Genomic DNA, 18,629 nt, shown 5'->3' with positions numbered 1-18,629 from the left:
GACAAGAACAATCCCGCATTGCCCATCGCCACCACCAGATGTTAGACACTGCGCCGTTTGCCCGGCATCATGCCCCACCTTCTTTCGGAGCCGCCTCCATGACCGCACCCGCCGCCCCGACCCCCACCCGCGAGGAATGGCTTGCCAAGGCCAGAACCCTGTCGGAGGCGTTGCCCTATATGCGGCACTATGACGGTAAGATCGTCGTGGTGAAGTATGGCGGCCATGCCATGGGCAACCCGGAACTGGCCCGCCGCTTCGCCAATGATATCGTGCTGCTGAAGCAGGTGGGGGCCTATCCGATCGTCGTCCATGGCGGCGGCCCGCAGATCGGCAATATGCTGGACCGGCTGCAGATCAAGTCGGAATTCATCGACGGCCTGCGCGTCACCGACAAGGAGACGATGGAAATTGCCGAAATGGTGCTGTCTGGCTCCATCAATAAGGAGATCGTCGCCCTGATCAACGATGCCGGCGGCGATGCCATCGGCCTGTCGGGCAAGGATGATGATCTGATCGAGGCGCGCAAGGCCACCCGCACCAAGCGTGACCCGGACAGCAATATCGAGAAGGTGGTGGATCTGGGCTTCGTGGGGGAGCCGTTCCGCATCAACCCGGAAATCCTGCACAAGCTGCGCAATGCCGGCTTCATCCCCGTCATCGCCCCGATCGGCATCGGCGAGGATGGCCAGACCTATAATATCAATGCCGACACGGCGGCCGGTGCCATCGCCGCCGCCATGGGCGCGATGCGCCTGCTGCTGCTGACCGATGTGGCGGGATTCCTGGACAAGGACAAGAATCTGGTCACCTCCCTGACGGTGGAAGCCGCGAAGGGGGCCATTGCCGATGGCACGGCCTTCGGCGGCATGATCCCGAAGCTGGAAACCTGCATCGACGCCGTGATCGGCGGGGTGGAAGGGGCGGTCATCCTGGATGGTCGCGTGCCCCATGCCATCCTGCTGGAAATCTTCACCGAAGGTGGCGCCGGCACCTTGATCGGGAAGAAATGAACCGGCACCTCCATCTGATCCAGGGGCCGCAAGGGCCCGGCAAGGCCGCCTATATCCGTAAACTGGTGGCGGAATTGCCGGGCCTGCGCCTGTGCCTGGATGAATGGATGGGGGGCTTGTTCGTGCCTGACCTGACATCTGATTGTGATGCGGTCTGGCTGGCGGCCCGCATTGCCCGCTGCCACGATCTGATGTGGCAGATGGCGGCGCAATCCATTGTCGCCGGCAGTGCCGTGGTGATGGATCTGGGGGCGCAGGCCGACCTGTCGGAACAGGGCCTGCGCCCGCGTCTTGCCAGCTTCCCCGGCGGGGTCATGTTCCATGTTGCCGATGGCCCGCCGGCAGACCCCTGGCGCAATGTGCGCTGCCAGTCCGAACCGGCAATGGGGGAGGGGGCGACGGGTTGCTCCACCTCGCTTCTGGATGAAGAGGCGGCGGCCCATGCCATGGCGCTGCTGCGCTGATACCGGTGCCATCGCCGCTGTTGCGGTGCCCGCGCAACAAACGGGCACAAGCCCTGCAATCACCGCACATATCTTAACCGGCACCTCGCCTTGATTTGGCCTGGACGCACGACTAAGGTGCCTGCCACCTGCAACGTTAAGCGTAGAAGTCCGGGACATATGGCCGCCAGCGCATCGGGCAAGAAGCCTCTCTCCTTCCAGGGCGTCATCCTGACGCTGCAGAATTTTTGGGCGGCGCAAGGCTGCACCATTCTGCAGCCCTATGACATGGAAGTGGGGGCGGGCACGTTCCACCCGGCCACCACGCTGCGGGCCTTGGGGCCGGATGCCTGGAACGCCGCCTATGTGCAGCCGTCGCGCCGTCCCAAGGATGGGCGCTATGGCGAAAACCCCAACCGGCTGCAGCATTATTACCAGTTCCAGGTGATCATGAAGCCGTCGCCGGCCAATATTCAGGATCTGTACCTGCAATCGCTGGTGGCGCTGGGCATTGATCCCGCCCTGCACGATATCCGCTTTGTGGAAGATGACTGGGAAAGCCCGACGCTGGGCGCCTGGGGCCTGGGCTGGGAGGTCTGGTGCGACGGGATGGAGGTGACGCAGTTCACCTATTTCCAGCAGGTTGGCGGCATTGAATGCGCCCCCATCGCCTCGGAACTGACCTATGGGCTGGAACGTCTGGCCATGTATATCCAGGGCGTGGAAAACGTCTATGACCTGCAATTCAACGATCCGGTGGGCGATGTACCGGCGGTGAAATATGGCGAGGTGTTCCACCGCGCCGAGCAGGAATATTCCGCCCATAATTTCGAATTCGCGGATACGGACATGCTGCTCCAGCATTTCCAGAACGCGGAGAAGGAATGCGCCCGGCTGCTGTCGCATAATCTGGCGCTGCCCGCTTATGACCAGTGCATCAAGGCCAGCCACCTGTTCAACCTGCTGGACGCGCGCGGGGTCATTTCGGTGGTGGAACGACAGAATTATATCCTGCGGGTACGGGAATTGGCGCAGGCCTGCTGTCTGGCCTGGATCGATGATGGCTACCGTAAAGGCAAGGCTGCCTGAGCGGCCTTGTTTTGTAATCGTAACGAATTTTCACCAGACGTTTTTGAACTGAAGAAATCATGGCCGAACTGCTGATCGAACTGTTCATGGAAGAAATCCCGGCCCGCATGCAGGTGCGGGCGGCGGATGACTTCAAGCGTCTGGTGACGGACAAGCTGGCGGCTGCCGGCATTGCCTTTACCAAGGCAGAGGCCCATTCCACCCCCCGCCGTCTGGCCCTGGTGGTCGATGGTGTGCCCACGGCCCAGGCCGATGTGCGGGAGGAAAAGAAGGGCCCGCGCGTCGGGTCGCCCGAACAGGCGCTGGCCGGCTTCCTGAAAGGGGCGGGCCTTGCCAGTATTGATCAGGCCGAACAGCGCGATACCGGCAAAGGCGTGTTCTATTTCGCGGTGATCGAGAAGAAGGGTGGGGCCACGGTTGATGCCCTGCCGGCGATCATCGATGCCGCCATCCGCGAACTGCCCTGGCCGAAAAGCATGCGCTGGGGCGCCAATGATTTCCGCTGGGTCCGCCCGCTGCACTCCATCATCGCGTTGTTTGATGGGGCCGTGGTGCCCGGCAGCCTGAACCTGGGTGCCAAGACCATCGCCTATGGCAATGAAACCCAGGGCCACCGTTTCCTGTCACCGGGTGCGTTCAGCGTCACCGGTTTTGCCGATTATAAGGCCAAGCTGGAAGCCGCGCATGTGGTGCTGGATCGGGAGGCACGCAAGCGTCTGATCCTGGACGGCGCGCAGAAGGCCGCCGTGGCGGAGGGCTTCCGCCTGAAGGATGATCCGGGCCTGCTGGAAGAGGTGGCGGGGCTGGTGGAATATCCGGTGGTGCTGACCGGCGCCATCGACGACAAGTTCATGGATGTGCCGGCAGAGGTGCTGACCACCTCCATGCGCACGCACCAGCGTTATTTTGCGCTGGAAACGACAGACGGCAAGCTGGCCCCGCGCTTCGTTGTCGTCGCCAACCGCACCACCGCCGATGGCGGCAAGGCCGTGGTGGCGGGCAATGAGCGCGTGCTGCGCGCCCGCCTGTCGGATGCGAAATTCTTCTGGGACCAGGATTTGAAGGTGAAGCTGGAAGACCGGTTGCCGGGCCTGAAGGACATCACCTTCCATGCCAAGCTGGGCACGCTGCATCAGCGGGTGGAGCGGATGGCCGCGCTGTCCAAGTCTATCGCCCAGGCGCTGGGGTACAGCGCCTCTGAAATTGAACAGGCTGAAATCGCCGCCTGGCTGGCCAAGGCCGACCTGACCACGGGCGTGGTGGGCGAATTCCCGGAAGTGCAGGGCATCATGGGCCGCTATGTGGCCTATCATGAAGGCCTGCCTGCCCCGGTGGCCGAGGCCATCGCCGACCATTACAAGCCGTTGGGCCCGTCCGACCGGGTGCCGACCGACAAGGTGTCGGTGGCCGTGGCTTTGGCCGAGAAGATCGACACGCTGGTCGCCTTCTTCGGCATCGACGAGAAGCCCACCGGCTCCCGCGACCCGTTCGCCCTGCGCCGTGCGGCTTTGGGTGTGATCCGGTTGGTCGTGGAGAACGGGCTGCGGGTGAAGTTGGCGGCTATTTTTGCTGCCTCTGAAAATCTTCTTAAGAATAAGAACCCATATTCTCTTGAATACTCTAAAATCGAAAATCATCTAAAAACCAATCGTGGTCGCATGGTCGATTTATATGATGAAAAAGACCTTGAGGCAGCCGCTGATGGCCTAAAGCATTTTGAGGAGCAGGTTGCTGTTAACGTTCCTAGCCTTTTGCCGTTTTTCTTCGACCGCCTGAAGGTCTCCCTGAAGGAAAAGGGTGTCCGGCACGATCTGATTGACGCCGTGCTGGCGCTGGGTGGCGAAGATGATCTCGTCCGCCTGCTGGCCCGTGTTGATGCGCTGGCCGCTTTTGTCGCTACTGAGGATGGGGCTAATCTGCTGGCCGCCGCCAAGCGGGCCAGCAATATCCTGCGGATCGAGGAAAAGAAGGACGGCAAATCCTATAGTGAGCCGGTCGATGCCAGCCGCCTGGACCAGCCCGAGGAAAAGGCCCTGGCCGATGCGCTGATCGCTGCCGGCAAGCAGGCGACGGCGCTGGTGGAGGCAGAGGATTTCACCGGTGCCATGGCCGCCTTCGCCGCCTTGCGTGCCCCGCTGGACGCCTTCTTCGATAAGGTGACGGTGAATGCGGAAGATAAGGAACTGCGCGCCAACCGCCTGCGTTTGTTGAGCCAGATCCGCGATACCCTGGCGCTGATCGCCGATTTCTCCAAGATCGAGGGCTGATCCGCCATGTTGCTCCCCCGCCGCTCCCCCCGCCGCCTGTCGCGGTCGGGGCGCGGCGGTGGAGTTAGTGGAATTACGGCTTTTTTGCTGCATTGCGGTAAAAAGGTAGTGGCCGGAGCGGCGTTACAGGATGCGGTCGGGGGTGGGGCTTGCCCTGCCTGCCGCGTGCGCGCGGCCTTTTCGACTCTCTCACCTTTCAGCCCTTTAACCGTCATTCCCGCGAAGGCGGGAATCCATACGACAGCGCGGATTTTGGATTCCCGCCTTCGCGGGAATGACGGTGAGAGGATGCCTGAACCACGGGTGCCCCTATCGCACCCCACCACACCCCCCGCCCCCAACGCGGGCAGGGCACCCCCATGCCTGCGGCACCCTGCCGCCGGTTTTCCCTGTGCAACACCCCCCTCAAAAGCGTTGCACAATGTTGCGTAGCGTAAATCACCACCAGTCCAAACATCCCAACCATTGAACAATCGACGGGACCAAGACCATGACGAAGTGGGTCTACAGCTTCGGTGAAGGCAAGGCCGAGGGCCGCGCGGAGATGAAGAATCTTCTCGGCGGCAAGGGCGCCAATCTGGCGGAGATGAGCAATCTCGGCCTGCCCGTGCCTCCAGGCTTTACGATCACAACGGAGGTCTGCACCTATTTCTACGCCAATGGCCGGCAGTATCCGCCGGAACTGGCCACGTCCGTTGCCGACGCGCTGGCGGCCGTGGAAACCATTGTCGGGGCCAAATTCGGCGATGCGGAAAATCCGCTGCTGGTTTCCGTCCGCTCCGGTGCCCGCGCGTCGATGCCGGGCATGATGGATACGGTGCTGAACCTGGGCCTGAATGACATCACCGTCGCCGGTCTGGCCCGGCGTTCCGGCGATGCCCGCTTCGCCTATGACAGCTATCGCCGTTTCATCCAGATGTTCGGCAATGTCGTGCTGGATGTGGATCACCATCACTTTGAAGAAGTGCTGGAAGATCATAAGCGCGATGCCGGGCTGGTGCTGGATACCGAGTTGAAGGCCGAAGACTGGCAGCAGGTCATCGCCGGTTACAAGCGCGTGGTCGAGGAAGAGCTGGGCCGGCCCTTCCCGCAGGACCCGCAGGAACAGCTTTGGGGCGCCATCGGTGCGGTGTTCGATAGCTGGATGAACCAGCGTGCCATCACCTATCGCAAGCTGCATGACATCCCGGCCGAATGGGGCACGGCGGTGAATGTGCAGGCCATGGTGTTCGGCAATATGGGTGAGGATTGCGCCACCGGCGTGGCCTTCACCCGCAACCCGTCCACGGGCGAGAATGCCTTTTATGGCGAATATCTCATCAACGCCCAGGGCGAGGATGTGGTGGCCGGCATCCGCACGCCGCAGCACCTGACCATTGCCGGCAAGATCGCCAATGGTTCCGACCTGCCGGCGATGGAAGAGAGCATGCCGGAAGTGTTCAACCAGTTGAACGCGGTGCGTTTGAAGCTGGAAAAGCATTACCGTGACATGCAGGATATCGAATTCACGGTGCAGCAATCCAAGCTCTATATGCTGCAGACCCGTTCGGGCAAGCGCACGGCGCCGGCGGCCTTGAAGATCGCCGTGGACATGGTGCGCGAAGGGCTGGTCAGCCAGGAAGAAGGCATCCTGCGGATCGAGCCGAAATCGCTGGACCAGTTGCTGCACCCGACGCTGGACCCCAAGGCCGTGAAGAAGATCATCGCCAAGGGCCTGCCGGCCAGCCCCGGTGCAGCCTCCGGCAAGGTCGTCTTCACCGCGGAAGAGGCGGAAAAGCAGGCCGGCCTGGGCGAAAGCGTCATCCTCTGCCGCGTGGAAACCAGCCCGGAAGATATCCATGGCATGCACGCGGCCAAGGGCATCCTGACCACCCGTGGCGGCATGACCAGCCATGCCGCCGTGGTGGCACGCGGCATGGGCCGGTCCTGCGTGGCCGGTGCCGGGGAACTGCGCATCGACGGCAAGCGCGGCATCATCCTGGTGCGGGATGTGGAGGTGAAGGCCGGCGACATCATCACCATTGACGGCTCAACCGGTGAGGTGATGCTGGGTGAGGTGCCGACCATTCAGCCCGAACTGTCCGGCGATTTCGCGGAACTGATGGGCTGGGCCGATGCGCATCGCCGCATGAAGGTGCGCACCAATGCGGAAACCCCGCTGGATGCCCGCACCGCCCGCAAGTTCGGCGCCGAAGGTATCGGCCTGTGCCGGACCGAGCATATGTTCTTCGATGCCGACCGCATCATCGCCGTGCGTGAGATGATCCTGGCCGACAGCGAGGCGGGCCGCCGCGCCGCACTCGCCAAGATCGCGCCGATGCAGCGCCAGGATTTCGTTGAGCTGTTCAAGATCATGAAGGGCCTGCCCGTCACGATCCGCCTGCTGGACCCGCCGCTGCACGAATTCCTGCCCAACACCGAAGCCGAAATGGCCGAAGTGGCCAAGGCCGCCGGCACCGACATTCAGAAGGTGCAGCATCGGGCGCTTCAGTTGCATGAAGCCAACCCGATGCTGGGCCATCGCGGCTGCCGTCTCGGCATCTCCTTTCCGGAGATTTACGAGATGCAGGCCCGCTCCATCTTTGAAGCGGCGGTGGCCGTGTTCAAGGAAACGGGTGAGACGGTGATCCCGGAAATCATGATCCCGCTGGTCGGTACCAAGAAGGAACTGGACATCCTGAAGGGGGTGATCGATCGCGTGGCCGGTGAGGTTATCGCCGCATCCAGCCACCAGATTGATTATCTGGTCGGCACCATGATCGAGCTGCCGCGCGCCGCCCTGCAGGCGGGCAAGATCGCGGAGACGGCGCAGTTCTTCAGCTTCGGCACCAACGATCTGACCCAGACGACGTTCGGCATCAGCCGCGACGATGCCGGGGCCTTCCTGCCGGATTACCAGCGCGCCGGCATCCTGGAGCACGACCCGTTCGTGACCCTGGACACCGAAGGCGTGGGCGAACTGGTGCAGATCGCTGCTGAACGGGGCCGCAAGACGCGGGAAGACATCAAGCTCGGCATTTGTGGCGAGCATGGTGGCGACCCGGCCTCGGTCTATTTCTGTGAGAAGGTGGGGCTGGATTACGTGTCCTGCTCTCCCTACCGCGTGCCGATCGCCCGTCTGGCGGCCGCACAGGCTGCCATCGAAGGGGAGCGCCGCGCCAGCGAGGCGTAAGCCTGAGTTCACTTGTACGTATGGGAAGGGGCCGGAGCGATCCGGCCCTTTTTCATGCGCGATTTTGCAATTATACCAGCCTGCCTAAAGGCTGACCTTTAGGCAGGCTGGAGGCCGGCGACTGCCGGCCCGCGCCACGTGGCGCGCAAGCCAAGCCCGCGGATGCGGGCGCCCGGCGCATGAGGGAACGCGAAATCTCCCTGGATCGGTCATGATCTAGGGAGATTGGTATGAGAAATGAAAGTGGACATGAAAAACCCCCGGCCTTTCGACCGGGGGCTTTCCATGGGTTGTGATTAGAACCTTTGGCCGGATTACTGGCCGCTAGCGCCCGGCGTGGCCGGGGCGGTGGCACCGCCACGGCTCAGCGAGACAGTATCCTGGTCATATTCATAACCATCCAGCTTCTCCACCTGCGCCTGGGTCAGGCTGTTCACCTGTACCTGATCCTTGCCGGCCAGAAGCTGGGCGTCGCTGAAATCAACGGCGATGTTCTTCTCGCCGATGCCCAGGAAACCGCCGCTGGCGATCACGACCTGACGGGCCTCACCGCTATTGGCGTCCAGGATCACGTCCTTGACTTCACCCAGATCCTTGCCATCGGCGCCGATCACGGTCCGGCCCATCAGGGATTCGGCGGAAGCCCGGTTGCCGACAACGCCATTGGCATCATCGCGCATCGTGGTTGCCGGACGGGTGGCTTCGGTGCTGGTCGCGTTCGGGGTCGTTGTGGTCGTGGCGGTCTGCGCATAGGCAGCACCGGTGCAAAGCAGAGCGACGGCCGAAGCGGCGCCAATGATATGCTTACGCATGGTCGTATTCCTCTGTCTGTTGTCTGGTGGATCAGGCGGTTGCGCCTGCGTCCATGCCCTTAACAACAAGGCTGACAGGGGATCGGCTCACACTTGTGTTGTGACCTTTATCGGAAATGGAAACCCCATTTCGGTCACAGCCCGCCAGAGGCGCTTTTCAACTGTTCGGCGATCTGCGCCAGCCGCGATCCCAGGTCGCGGGCGGCGTTGGCGCTGGCCGTCTCGTTCTGACGGGAGGAGGAGCGCAGCATGTCGATGGCCCGCGACAGATCGACCGACAACCCGTCCAGGCGCAGCACCCGCTCCCGCAGGTTCTGGGTCAGCTCCGACACGATGGAAAGATCGGTGCGTTCCCGCTGGCGGGTTTCCTCCAGCAGGCCGCGCACGCTGTCCGTCGTGCCGTCCAGCCGGTCGCCCAGCCGGTCGATACTGTCCAGCCGCGTCTTCAGCGCTTCGGCGATGGACAGAAGGTCGGCATTCTCCCGGTCGCGGCTGCCATTGTCGGCGGCGGCCAAGGCATGCAGCGCATCCGTGGCGGCATGCAGCCCGCCGGCCATGCCCTCGATTGCCTCAATCCGCTGGCGCAGGTCCGCCACCAGCCCAACGGCGGTTTCCACCGCCGTCTTCTCCCGGTTGTCGGCGCTGGCGATCAGGGCATGCACGGCATCAATGGCGGCGCGCAGGCCGCTGGTCAGGTCCACCAGCGCCTGGGGCGTATTATCCTTGTCGCGCTGGGCATCCAGCTCTTTGGTCAGGTTCTGCAGGTCGGTCAGCATCCGTTCCTGCTGCCCCACGGCGCGGGACAGGCTGGTGGCGGCCTGATGCGCCTCGGTGGACAGGGTACGGGTTTCCTGGCGCAGGTCGCCGGTCACATCGCGCAGCCGGGCAGTGGCATCATCCACACCACCGGTCAGGGACTGGGCCAGCCGTTGCGCCGTCTCCCCGATCTCGCCCACGCGGGACGCGATCTGGGTGGCGCTGCCGCGCAGCCGGGTCAGCAGGTCGGCAATGGCCTCATGCTGGCCTGGCTCCACCCGCCGCCGCTCAAACTCCGATTTCAGATCGTTCGACGTGGTGCGCAAGGCGTCCACGGCGCGGGACATGCTGTCCGCCCGGTCGCCGACCTCTTCCATCAAGCCGCTGAAATGGTCCTTGATGGCGATGAACTGATCGGCCAGCGGCTCCATCTTGCTTTCAGCCGCTTCGGCCGATTTCTGCAAAGTGTCGTGCGCGTCATGCATGCTTTCCAGCGCCGTTTCCAGGCGGCTGGCAATATCGGCGGACCGGTCATCCAGCAATTCGGCGGCGCGCGCCACCTGCATGCCGGCATCCTCCAGCCGGGCCGATGCCTGCTCGGTCACGGAATCCAGGCGGGATGTGGCGCTGCCCAGGGCGGCGACCATGGCTTTCTCGCCATCTTCCATGGCGTCGGCGGCGCGGGTCAGGCGGCTGCCCGTCTGGTCGGCGGTATTGGCCAGCAGGTCGCCGGATGCGCGCAGGATTTTCACCGCTGCCAGCAGGCTCTGCTGGGTTTCCGCCATGGTGGCGGACAGGTTGTGGGCGGCGTCCCGCGCCTCCGCACTGGCATCGCGCATGTCGCCATCGGTGGTCGTCAGGCTTTCCAGCGTTTTGGTGACGGCCATTTCCGTGCGCGACAGGGTGGCGGCCAGCATATCGGCATGGTGGCGCAGTGCTTCGATGACAGCGTCCAGTCCGCCGCCCTGTTCATCAGCGTCAAACGCCTTCACCTGGGCCACGGCATGGGCCAGCATTTCCGTCGCCTGCCGGATTTCACGGTTGCTTTCGCTGACCGTGCGCACGGCGGCGGTGCAAAGCTGGTTCACCTGACCCAGCGTTTCATGCAGTTGCTGCTTGGTGTCGCCCACCACGCGGCCAACATCCTGCCCCAGCACGGCGAGCGTGCCGCCGGCCCCGCGCAGCCGCGCGGTCAGGGCCTCGAACAGGTCGGCATAATCCCCTTCGAATTTCAGGCGCAGGCGCCCATCCTCCGTCGCGACGGAAATATCCGGGATTTCCTGCGCTTGCCGGCGGAAACCATCCACCGCCCGCGCCAGATCACCAAATTCATCTGCCCGGCCCGTACCCCAGATGGGGCTGCGCCAGTCACCGCGGGCCACCGCCTCCACCCCCGCTGTCAGTTCCCGCAAGGGGCGGATGACGCGGCTGCCCAGCAATGTCAGGAAGGCGAACAGGGTGACCACCAGGGCGGCGACAGCCCCCACGCCCAGCCACAGGCCGCGCTGGGCCAGGCTTTCCAGCCGTGCCAGTTCCACCGCCTGCTGCGTGCGGCTGCGGGCGTCGATCCGGTCGGCCAGGGAGGCGTGGCGGGTCAGCAGGATCAGCGAGGTGTTCTGGCCCAGGCCGGCCGGGCCGGTGGCGGCCGATTCCACAGCGCGGGAGGCCATGTCCAGCAGCCGGCGCAAATCGCCGGCCAGTTCAAGCTCTGCCGGTGTCAGGCGCTTGCCCTGCAGGCCACGCAATGTCTGATCGGCGGCATCCAGGCTGGCGCGCATTTCGGCGCGGGCTTCCGCACTGCCGGTTTCCGCGAACTGGGCCAGTGCGCCCAGAAAGCCGCCCTGGCCCAGACGGGTCTGGATATCGGTGAGCAGCCGGGTTTTGGCCAGGGTTTCCCCCGGTGCTTCCAGATTGGCGGACTGGACGGAATATTGCGCAAGCTGGAACGTGGCACCGGCGGCCAAGGCGCCGACCAGCACGGTTCCCCCCAGCGCCGTCGCAGCGGCGAGACCGCGCAGCGACGACAGCCGCGATCCCGTTACCCGCTCCTTCATTCCAGCCCCCGATCCCCGGATATTGCGTTGTTCCGGCAGAGACTAGCTAATTCTTGGGGGCGATTCATCCATTCGTTGGTGCAGACCCTTCGGTCTGGGGCAAAACCAGCCAATCGGGCAGGGTCGGATGGATTTGTGTTTCGCCGGCCTGTAACGGATCAGGCCCATTCAGCGCGTCCAGACGAATCAAGGCCAAGGCCAGATCACCAGCACCGCTGCGGATTTCCCCCACATCGCGCTCCGCCGCCATGACCGGCGTGCCAGGGGCGGGCAGGGGGCCGGCAAGACGGACCGGGGTCAGGCGCTTTTTCACCAGACCGCGATATTTGGTCCGCGCCGTCAGCTCTTGGCCGACATAACAGCCCTTGGTCCAGGCGATGGCGTGCAATTCATCGAATCCATTTTCCAGCAGGATGGATTTCTCCACCAGCATATCGCGGCTGCCATCGGGCAGGCCCAGGGTCAGCCGGCGCTGTTCCCAGGCGGCCTTGTCGCCAGTGGCACCGGCGGCCCGGTCGGTTGGCAGGATCAGCCGCGTGCCGATACCGGCATGGCGGGGATCGGTATAGGCGATGCCATTGCCGTCTTCCCGCCACAGCCTGCCGGGCACGGCGCCGGTGTCTTCGTCCAGTCGGGCGAAAACGGCAAGCCGGTCGGACAGGTCGGCAAGGTCTACCTTGGCCCGCAGCTTGAACATGCGCAGCCGCCGCAGCAGATCCTCCCGCCGGCCGGATTCGCACTCCAGCAGCAGATGCTCTCCATCAGCGATGATAAAAAATTCATGCAGGAACTTGCCCTGGGCCGTCAGCAGGGCTGACCATAGCGCCCGGTCGGGACCGGCCTGGGTAACGTCGTTGGTAACCAGACCTTGCAGGAAGCTGACACGATCTTCCCCCCCCACGGCGATTACGGCGCGGTCGGTCAGGGGGATCAGGGCGGCGGAAAGGGGCATGCTGGACATGGGGACAGTGCCTTGTGGGCGGAAAACCATTGCCACACCATATAGTCACGCAGCACGGCTTGATGCCAGTGTCGGCAATCACGGGGGATGTTCGCGGAAGATACGGGCCGGGCTGGCGGTCTTGTTTTTAAGGGCTGAGGGCGTAATATCCCGCGCCGTGGCCCCGGAGCGGTGGGCTGCATCCATGGAAACGGTGCGGGTGCCGCATGTCTGATACGTTCGGGGCGGCAAAGCCGACCCCCTCGCCCACGGTCCTGGGGCCGCTTGGCGTTATTTTCCTGATCATTGGTTGCCTGATGCTGGGGCTGGTGGCGCCGCTGGCAGCGCGTGCGACGGCTCCCGGTTTCATTCTGCTGGCCGTGCTCGGCGGCGGGCTGCTGGTCTGGCGGGATCGGCGCTTGCCGGTGCTGGACTGGTCGGTTCTGGTGCCGCTGCTGGTGTTTATCTTTTATGGCGCTCTCTCTATCACCTGGACCCTGGTGCCCAAAGATGCGACCGGGCAGGCGATCACGTTCCTTTATGAATTTCTGCCCGCTTTCCTTCTGTTTCCGGCAATGGTTCTGATCTCGCCAGGGGCGGCGACGCGGCTGGCCAAGCTGTTGCCCTTGGCGGCTTTGGTCGGGCTGCTATTGCTGGGGGTGGAGGTTTTTGGCGATCAGCCGATCTACCGCCTGCAGAATGGGGAACCGCCTTATCCGTGGGCCTTCGTTTCCGCCGTGAACCGTGCATCGGTGCTGGTGGCGCTGATGTCCGGCCCGGTGGCCCTGCTGCTCTGGCGGTCGGGCCGTCGCCTGATGGCAGGCATCTGGCTGGCGCTGGTGACAGTGACCTGCCTTTTGAGTGAGAGCCAGTCGGCAGCGGCGGCGCAACTGGCCTTGCTGGGCTTGATCGCTCTCGCCCTCTGGTCGCCCCGCATCGCTGCCGGGATCATCGCGGTGGGCATTGTCGCCGGCATGGTTTTCTGTACGCCAGCGGCCCAGGCGATGTTGAATGCCGGTCTGGCCCAGGCCCCCTGGATGCCGCATAGTTTCCAGCATCGCATTCTGACCTGGGATTTTGTCGTCCCCTTCATCGAACAGAAGCCCTGGTTGGGCTGGGGCCTGGACAGTGCACGGGCCATTCCTGGCGGCAAGGAATCGTTCCCCGGCACCGATCATTGGGGCAAGCTGCCGCTCCACCCGCATAATTTCTTCCTCCAGGTCCGGCTGGAACTGGGCTGGATTGGCGCGGCGCTGGTGACGTGGCTGTTGCTGGCTGTCCTGTGGCTGCTGGTGCGGCTGGAGGGGCAGCGGCGGGTGATGGCGCTGGCCCTGTTTGGCACCTGCATCTTCATCCAGTGCTTTGCCTATGGCGCGTGGCAGACTTGGCTGCTGTGCGGCATGCTGTTCGCCTTCGCCTTGATTGAACTGGCGATGCGGGTGCCGCTGGTCAGCCGGGGGAACGCCTGACCAGACAATCCGTGCCGGCCGCCTTCAACCGGGTGCAGAAATCGCCGGCGGCCGCGCGGTCGGCGAATCCGGTCAGCAGCACGCGGATGAAGGTGCCCTTGGCCAGATCAGCCTTTTCCCAATAGGGCGTGCGGTTACCCAGCAAATCCCCCTGCCGTCGCTGAAGGGCCGCCCAATGGCGGTCCGCTTCCGCCTGACTGGGCAGGGCACCGACCTGTACCGCCCAATCCCCGGCAGCAGGGGCCGGTGCGGGGGCTTGGTCCGGGGTTGATGGGGCGCTTTGGGCCGGGGCCGCCTTGCTGATGACCGGCGCAGGCTTGGTTACGGTCAGCGTCAGGGTTGTACCGCTGGGGGGCAGGGGGCTTGGCCGCTGCGGCAGCGGGCGGGCCAGCAGCCGGTTGGCGGCGGCCACCTGATCGGGGTTGGCCGATGTGGCCAGGGAATCGGCCAGCCGCATGGCCCCTGACAATCCCTGTCCTGCGGCCCGGCGGGCCCAGTAAAGCGCTTCCACCGGGTCGGTCCCGTTTAACAGCCGGGCAAGATCATATTGCGCGTGCATGTCGCCGGCTTCCGCCGCCTGAGTCAGCAGGCGGCGGCCCAGGGCCGGGTCTGCCGGCACTTCCCCGCCAAAGGCGTAAAGCGCCCCGGCTGCCGCCAGCGCACCGACATGACCGGCATCGGCGGCTTTGCGCAGTCGCGCCAGCCCGGCCGCCGGATCGGGTGCCGTGCCCCGACCATGGATCAGCATTTCCCCCGCCAGATAATTGCCGGCAGCGTCGCCTGCATCGCCAGCGGCACTGAACTGACCAAAGGCGCGACCATAGTCGCCCGCCGCGAAGGCAGCGCGGCCCGCTGGCATGTCGGCCTTCACCGGCAGGGCGGTCAGGCACAGCAGTGACAGGGCAGTCAGGCATGAAGGGCGGGCGGGGAAACGGGCTGGCATGGGCCTCTTCATCAAGGTGACGGGCAGGGCAGGGATGATTTGCCCTTCGTCTTACCCCACATGGCTTTGCTTGACGATGCCGCACAAACGGGCTTCAACCAGGAAAATCCTTTTTCCTCGACCCAAGAGTGCGCATCCATGGCCGCCGCCAAGAAGAACCCGCTCAACCTCAATCCGCTGCAATTAAAGACGCTGACCCTGTTCCAGGCGCTGGCGGAGTTTGAGGATATTGCCCGCCCCCTCGGTGACGGGGCCGTGGAAGTGCTGGAACTGCCCTTCACTGCCCATGGCAACCATTTCCATCTCGGCCCCTGGCTGGTCTATGCGCAGGATGCGACGGGCCTGCGCAACCCCGCCCCCTGGGCGGTGCTGGAACGCAAGGGCCTGATCCAGGGCAGCTTCCCGGTCAGCGTTATCCTGACCCGTGAAGGGCTGGAATATGAAACCGGCATGCGTCGTCAGATCCTCCAGGGGTCTGACCACTAAGCCCTCCTGCGGGCCTGGCCTGTGTTTGCGCAACCCCGCCTTCCGCCCGCGTCGCTGGACTACGGGGGTGGGGCGTGCCATGTACTCCCTCCCTGATTTCCTACCTGGAGCGTCCAGGACATGATGCCGTCCGCCCCCCAAGACCTGCTGGTGCTGGCCCTGCCCAAGGGCCGTATCCTGGATGAGGTGAGGCCGTTGCTGCATCGGGTCGGAATTGAGCCGGAACCCGATTTCGACAACCCGAAATCCCGGGCCCTGCGCTTTGCCACCAACCGGCCCAACGTGGAGATCATCCGCGTCCGCAGCTTCGATGTCGCCACCTTCGTTGCGTTCGGTGCGGCGCATCTGGGCGTCTGCGGCAGCGATGTGCTGATGGAGTTCGATTATCCCGAACTCTATACCCCCCTGGATTTGGGCATCGGCAAATGCCGCATCGCCGTGGCCGAGCGGGTGGACATGCTGGAAAAGGATGATCCGTCGCGGTGGAGCCATGTCCGCGTGGCGACCAAATATCCGGAAATCACCCGTCGTCATTTCGCCGCCCGCGGCGTGCAGGCGGAATGCATCAAGCTGAATGGCGCGATGGAACTGGCGCCCACGCTGGGCCTGTGCCGGCGCATTGTCGATCTGGTCTCCACCGGCACCACGCTGAAAGCGAATGGTCTGGCAGAGATTGAGCATATTGCCGACATCTCTTCCCGCCTTGTCGTCAACCGCGCCGCGTTCAAGACCCGCCATGGCGAGATTCAGGGCTGGATCGACCGTTTCCAGGAGGCAATCACCAATGCCGGTTAAGCTTTCCACCCGCGATGCCGGGTTCGAGGATGCGTTCCGCGCGCTGCTGGGCGCCAAGCGGGAAGTCCAGGAAGATCTGAACAATGCCGTCGCCGCCATCCTGGCCGATGTGCGCGCCCGTGGTGACGCGGCGGTTCTGGACTATACGCGCCGCTGGGACCGGCTGGACCTGACGGCTGACCGGTTGCGCATCACCCCTGAGGAGGTGCAGGCCGCCATCGCCCAATGCGATACGGTCACGCTGGACGCACTGAAGCTGGCGGCGACCCGGATTGAGGCGTTCCATCGCCGCCAGACGGTGGAAGCGACCAGTTATACCGATGAGGCCGGGGTGCGCCTGGGCGCGCGCTGGACCCCGGTAGGCGCTGTCGGTCTTTACGTGCCGGGCGGAACGGCGGCCTATCCCAGCTCCGTTCTGATGAATGCCATCCCCGCCAAGGTGGCCGGTGTGCCGCGCATCGCCATGGTGGTGCCCACGCCCGATGGCGTTCTTAACCCGCTGGTGCTGGCCGCTGCCGATCTGGCCGGGGTGACGGAAATTTACCGCATCGGCGGGGCCCAGGCCGTGGCGGCCCTTGCCTATGGCACGGACAGCATTGCCCCGGTGGATACGATCACCGGCCCCGGCAATGCCTTTGTCGCCGCCGCCAAGCGGCAGGTATTCGGCACGGTCGGTATCGACATGATCGCCGGCCCGTCGGAAATCCTGGTCGTGGCCGATGGGGCCAACGATCCGGCCTGGATCGCCGCCGATCTTCTGTCGCAGGCCGAGCATGATACCTCGGCGCAGAGTATCCTGATCACCGATGACGCCGCCTTTGCCGATGCCGTCTCTGCTGCGGTAGAGGTGCATCTGTCCCGGCTGCCGCGCGTGGATATCGCCCGCAAAAGCTGGGACGACCATGGCGCCATCATTCTGGTGGAGGATCTGTCCCAGGCGGTGCCGCTGGTCGATCGGCTGGCACCGGAGCATCTGGAACTGGCCGTGGCCGATCCTGATGCCATGGCGGCCCAGGTGCGCAATGCCGGTGCCATCTTCCTGGGGCGCCACACGCCGGAAGCCATTGGCGATTATGTGGCCGGCCCCAACCATGTGCTGCCGACGGCCCGCTCGGCCCGCTTCTCCTCCGGCCTGAACGTGCTGGACTTCATGAAGCGGACGACACTGGTCGGCTGCAGCCCGGCGGCCCTGGCCGCCATCGGCCCGGCCGCCGTCGCGCTGGCGGAGGCCGAAGGTCTGGGCGCGCACGCCCTTTCGGTTGCAATCCGGCTTGCCAACGGGGCCAGCCAGTAACAGGCTGTAGCCCTCCGCCCGGAAAGGGCGACGTCTGACGGGGAGGGGAACAAGGCATGGTGCCAGGCGAAGGCGTGCGGCAGGAGCCGCATCACCGGATCATCCATGTCGAACTGGTCGAACGGCATGTCATCCGCCACAATATGGAGGTGGAGCATGAACGTGCCGTCGCCCTGTACGACCTGCTGGATGAAAACCGTTTCGCCCTGAGTGAACAGCCTGACGCCGGGCCGTTCCGCCTGTTCCTGTCCACCGAGGATAACCGGCTGATCTTCGATGTCCGCAATGGGGAAGACCAGCCCCTGGACCGGATCGTCCTGCCCTTGAAGCCGTTCCGCACCATCGTGCGCGACTATTTCATGATCTGCGACAGCTATTACAAGGCGATCAAGACAGCCACCCCATCCCAAATCGAGGCGATCGATATGGGACGGCGCGGGCTGCACAATGAGGGATCGGAATTGCTGCGGGAACGGCTGGCCGGCAAGGTGGAAACCGACCTGAACACGGCGCGCCGCATCTTCACCCTGATCTGCGTTCTGCATATCAGGGCCTGACCGGGATGACGCATGAAACCCGCCCGCCCCGGATTTCCAGCGTCCTGTTCGCCTGCACGCATAATTCAATCCGCTCGCCCATGGCGGAGGGGTTGCTGAAGATGCTGCATGGCAAGTCGATCTATGTCGACAGTGCCGGGGTGCGGGAGGGGGAGAACGATCCCTTCGTTGTCGCCGTGATGGCGGAACTGGGGGTGGACATGTCCCGCCACCGTGCCAAGACCTTCGACCAGTTGGAGGATGACAGTTTCGATCTCGTCATTTCCCTATCCCCGGAAGCGCAGCACCGCGCAGTGGAAATGACCCGCACCACCGCCTGTGACGTGGAGTTCTGGAACACGTTCGACCCTTCCCTGACGGAAGGCACGCGGGAGATGCGACTCGATGCCTATCGGCAGGTTCGCGACCAGTTATTGAAGCGGTTGCAGCAGCGGTTTGCCGCCTCTGACCCAGTCTGACGGATGGATACATCACATTATTGCATGATCGGGCAGGCTGGCCTCCTGCCTGTCGGTCTGTTCGGTTCTGCTGTGCGCTGA

At 64.2% G+C, this 18,629-nt stretch carries 15 protein-coding genes; 11 read left to right on the top strand and 4 right to left on the bottom strand.

Annotated elements, in window-relative coordinates; translation table 11 throughout:
- Window positions 1–98 precede the first annotated feature (98 nt).
- The 5 genes from argB (at window position 99) to ppdK (ending at window position 7,984) form a co-directional block, all read left to right on the top strand.
- Window positions 99–1,013, top strand: coding sequence for an acetylglutamate kinase (gene argB / locus G473_RS0121840; protein WP_029014854.1), 915 nt, complete (start codon window positions 99–101; stop codon window positions 1,011–1,013).
- The gene (locus G473_RS29635) at window positions 1,010–1,477 is read left to right on the top strand and encodes an AAA family ATPase (protein ID WP_051330567.1); all 468 of its coding nucleotides are present in this window, start codon (window positions 1,010–1,012) and stop codon (window positions 1,475–1,477) included. Before argB ends, G473_RS29635 begins: the two co-directional genes overlap by 4 nt.
- A 159-nt stretch (window positions 1,478–1,636) precedes the next feature.
- Window positions 1,637–2,545 (top strand): glycine--tRNA ligase subunit alpha, encoded by a 909-nt coding sequence (locus tag G473_RS0121830; RefSeq protein WP_029014853.1) that lies wholly within the window; start codon window positions 1,637–1,639, stop codon window positions 2,543–2,545.
- Window positions 2,546–2,604: 59 nt separating this feature from the next.
- The gene (glyS, locus tag G473_RS0121825; RefSeq protein WP_029014852.1) at window positions 2,605–4,812 is read left to right on the top strand and encodes a glycine--tRNA ligase subunit beta; all 2,208 of its coding nucleotides are present in this window, start codon (window positions 2,605–2,607) and stop codon (window positions 4,810–4,812) included.
- Between the two features lie 490 nt (window positions 4,813–5,302).
- Window positions 5,303–7,984: a pyruvate, phosphate dikinase gene (gene ppdK / locus G473_RS0121820; protein ID WP_029014851.1), complete on the top strand. Its 2,682-nt coding sequence runs from the start codon at window positions 5,303–5,305 to the stop codon at window positions 7,982–7,984.
- Between the two features lie 314 nt (window positions 7,985–8,298).
- Here ppdK and G473_RS28300 read toward each other — a convergent pair whose 3' ends face one another.
- The 3 genes from G473_RS28300 to ygfZ form a co-directional block, all read right to left on the bottom strand.
- On the bottom strand, window positions 8,299–8,796 hold the full coding sequence (locus tag G473_RS28300; RefSeq protein WP_051330566.1) for a PRC-barrel domain-containing protein: 498 nt from the start codon (window positions 8,794–8,796) through the stop codon (window positions 8,299–8,301).
- Window positions 8,797–8,930: 134 nt separating this feature from the next.
- A complete protein-coding gene (locus tag G473_RS0121810) occupies window positions 8,931–11,606 on the bottom strand; it encodes a HAMP domain-containing protein (protein ID WP_029014850.1) in 2,676 nt (891 codons plus the stop codon).
- A gap of 64 nt (window positions 11,607–11,670) precedes the next feature.
- Window positions 11,671–12,567: a CAF17-like 4Fe-4S cluster assembly/insertion protein YgfZ gene (gene ygfZ / locus G473_RS28295; RefSeq protein WP_035708553.1), complete on the bottom strand. Its 897-nt coding sequence runs from the start codon at window positions 12,565–12,567 to the stop codon at window positions 11,671–11,673.
- A 206-nt stretch (window positions 12,568–12,773) separates the two neighbouring features.
- On the opposite strand from ygfZ, the gene G473_RS0121800 reads away from it, so the two are divergent.
- Entirely contained in the window at window positions 12,774–14,015 is a 1,242-nt protein-coding gene (locus G473_RS0121800; RefSeq protein WP_029014849.1) for an O-antigen ligase family protein, read from the top strand.
- Here the strand turns inward: G473_RS0121800 and G473_RS0121795 are convergent.
- Complete coding sequence (locus tag G473_RS0121795; protein WP_029014848.1) at window positions 13,996–14,958, bottom strand: SPOR domain-containing protein; 963 nt, start codon at window positions 14,956–14,958, stop codon at window positions 13,996–13,998. The two genes, G473_RS0121800 and G473_RS0121795, sit on opposite strands and share 20 nt — an antisense overlap.
- A gap of 138 nt (window positions 14,959–15,096) precedes the next feature.
- Between G473_RS0121795 and G473_RS0121790 the strand changes: the two genes are divergently transcribed.
- The 5 genes from G473_RS0121790 (at window position 15,097) to G473_RS0121770 (ending at window position 18,548) form a co-directional block, all read left to right on the top strand.
- Window positions 15,097–15,444, top strand: coding sequence for a hypothetical protein (locus tag G473_RS0121790; RefSeq protein ID WP_029014847.1), 348 nt, complete (start codon window positions 15,097–15,099; stop codon window positions 15,442–15,444).
- 120 nt (window positions 15,445–15,564) lie between these two features.
- Window positions 15,565–16,239: an ATP phosphoribosyltransferase gene (gene hisG, locus G473_RS0121785; RefSeq protein WP_425411589.1), complete on the top strand. Its 675-nt coding sequence runs from the start codon at window positions 15,565–15,567 to the stop codon at window positions 16,237–16,239.
- On the top strand, window positions 16,229–17,533 hold the full coding sequence (hisD, locus tag G473_RS0121780; protein ID WP_029014845.1) for a histidinol dehydrogenase: 1,305 nt from the start codon (window positions 16,229–16,231) through the stop codon (window positions 17,531–17,533). The genes hisG and hisD overlap by 11 nt, the downstream gene beginning before the upstream one ends.
- Window positions 17,534–17,589: 56 nt before the next feature.
- Window positions 17,590–18,090: a UPF0262 family protein gene (locus G473_RS0121775; RefSeq protein ID WP_035708550.1), complete on the top strand. Its 501-nt coding sequence runs from the start codon at window positions 17,590–17,592 to the stop codon at window positions 18,088–18,090.
- Window positions 18,091–18,095: 5 nt separating this feature from the next.
- Complete coding sequence (locus G473_RS0121770; protein WP_029014843.1) at window positions 18,096–18,548, top strand: arsenate reductase ArsC; 453 nt, start codon at window positions 18,096–18,098, stop codon at window positions 18,546–18,548.
- Window positions 18,549–18,629: the final 81 nt, after the last annotated feature.

Source organism: Niveispirillum irakense DSM 11586 (assembly GCF_000429645.1).
In the GTDB taxonomy this organism is placed as follows: domain Bacteria; phylum Pseudomonadota; class Alphaproteobacteria; order Azospirillales; family Azospirillaceae; genus Niveispirillum; species Niveispirillum irakense.
The sequence above is the reverse complement of the archived record's forward strand: the minus strand, read 5'-3'. Positions and strand labels throughout refer to the sequence as shown.

Bases quoted from the DNA above. Each gene is read 5' to 3' on its own strand.
- argB (WP_029014854.1), top strand. From the start codon at position 99: ATGACCGCACCCGCCGCCCCGACCCCCACCCGCGAGGAATGGCTTGCC.
- G473_RS29635 (WP_051330567.1), top strand. From the start codon at position 1,010: ATGAACCGGCACCTCCATCTGATCCAGGGGCCGCAAGGGCCCGGCAAG.
- G473_RS0121830 (WP_029014853.1), top strand. From the start codon at position 1,637: ATGGCCGCCAGCGCATCGGGCAAGAAGCCTCTCTCCTTCCAGGGCGTC.
- glyS (WP_029014852.1), top strand. From the start codon at position 2,605: ATGGCCGAACTGCTGATCGAACTGTTCATGGAAGAAATCCCGGCCCGC.
- ppdK (WP_029014851.1), top strand. From the start codon at position 5,303: ATGACGAAGTGGGTCTACAGCTTCGGTGAAGGCAAGGCCGAGGGCCGC.
- G473_RS28300 (WP_051330566.1), bottom strand. From the start codon at position 8,796: ATGCGTAAGCATATCATTGGCGCCGCTTCGGCCGTCGCTCTGCTTTGC.
- G473_RS0121810 (WP_029014850.1), bottom strand. From the start codon at position 11,606: ATGAAGGAGCGGGTAACGGGATCGCGGCTGTCGTCGCTGCGCGGTCTC.
- ygfZ (WP_035708553.1), bottom strand. From the start codon at position 12,567: ATGTCCAGCATGCCCCTTTCCGCCGCCCTGATCCCCCTGACCGACCGC.
- G473_RS0121800 (WP_029014849.1), top strand. From the start codon at position 12,774: ATGTCTGATACGTTCGGGGCGGCAAAGCCGACCCCCTCGCCCACGGTC.
- G473_RS0121795 (WP_029014848.1), bottom strand. From the start codon at position 14,958: ATGCCAGCCCGTTTCCCCGCCCGCCCTTCATGCCTGACTGCCCTGTCA.
- G473_RS0121790 (WP_029014847.1), top strand. From the start codon at position 15,097: ATGGCCGCCGCCAAGAAGAACCCGCTCAACCTCAATCCGCTGCAATTA.
- hisG (WP_425411589.1), top strand. From the start codon at position 15,565: ATGATGCCGTCCGCCCCCCAAGACCTGCTGGTGCTGGCCCTGCCCAAG.
- hisD (WP_029014845.1), top strand. From the start codon at position 16,229: ATGCCGGTTAAGCTTTCCACCCGCGATGCCGGGTTCGAGGATGCGTTC.
- G473_RS0121775 (WP_035708550.1), top strand. From the start codon at position 17,590: ATGGTGCCAGGCGAAGGCGTGCGGCAGGAGCCGCATCACCGGATCATC.
- G473_RS0121770 (WP_029014843.1), top strand. From the start codon at position 18,096: ATGACGCATGAAACCCGCCCGCCCCGGATTTCCAGCGTCCTGTTCGCC.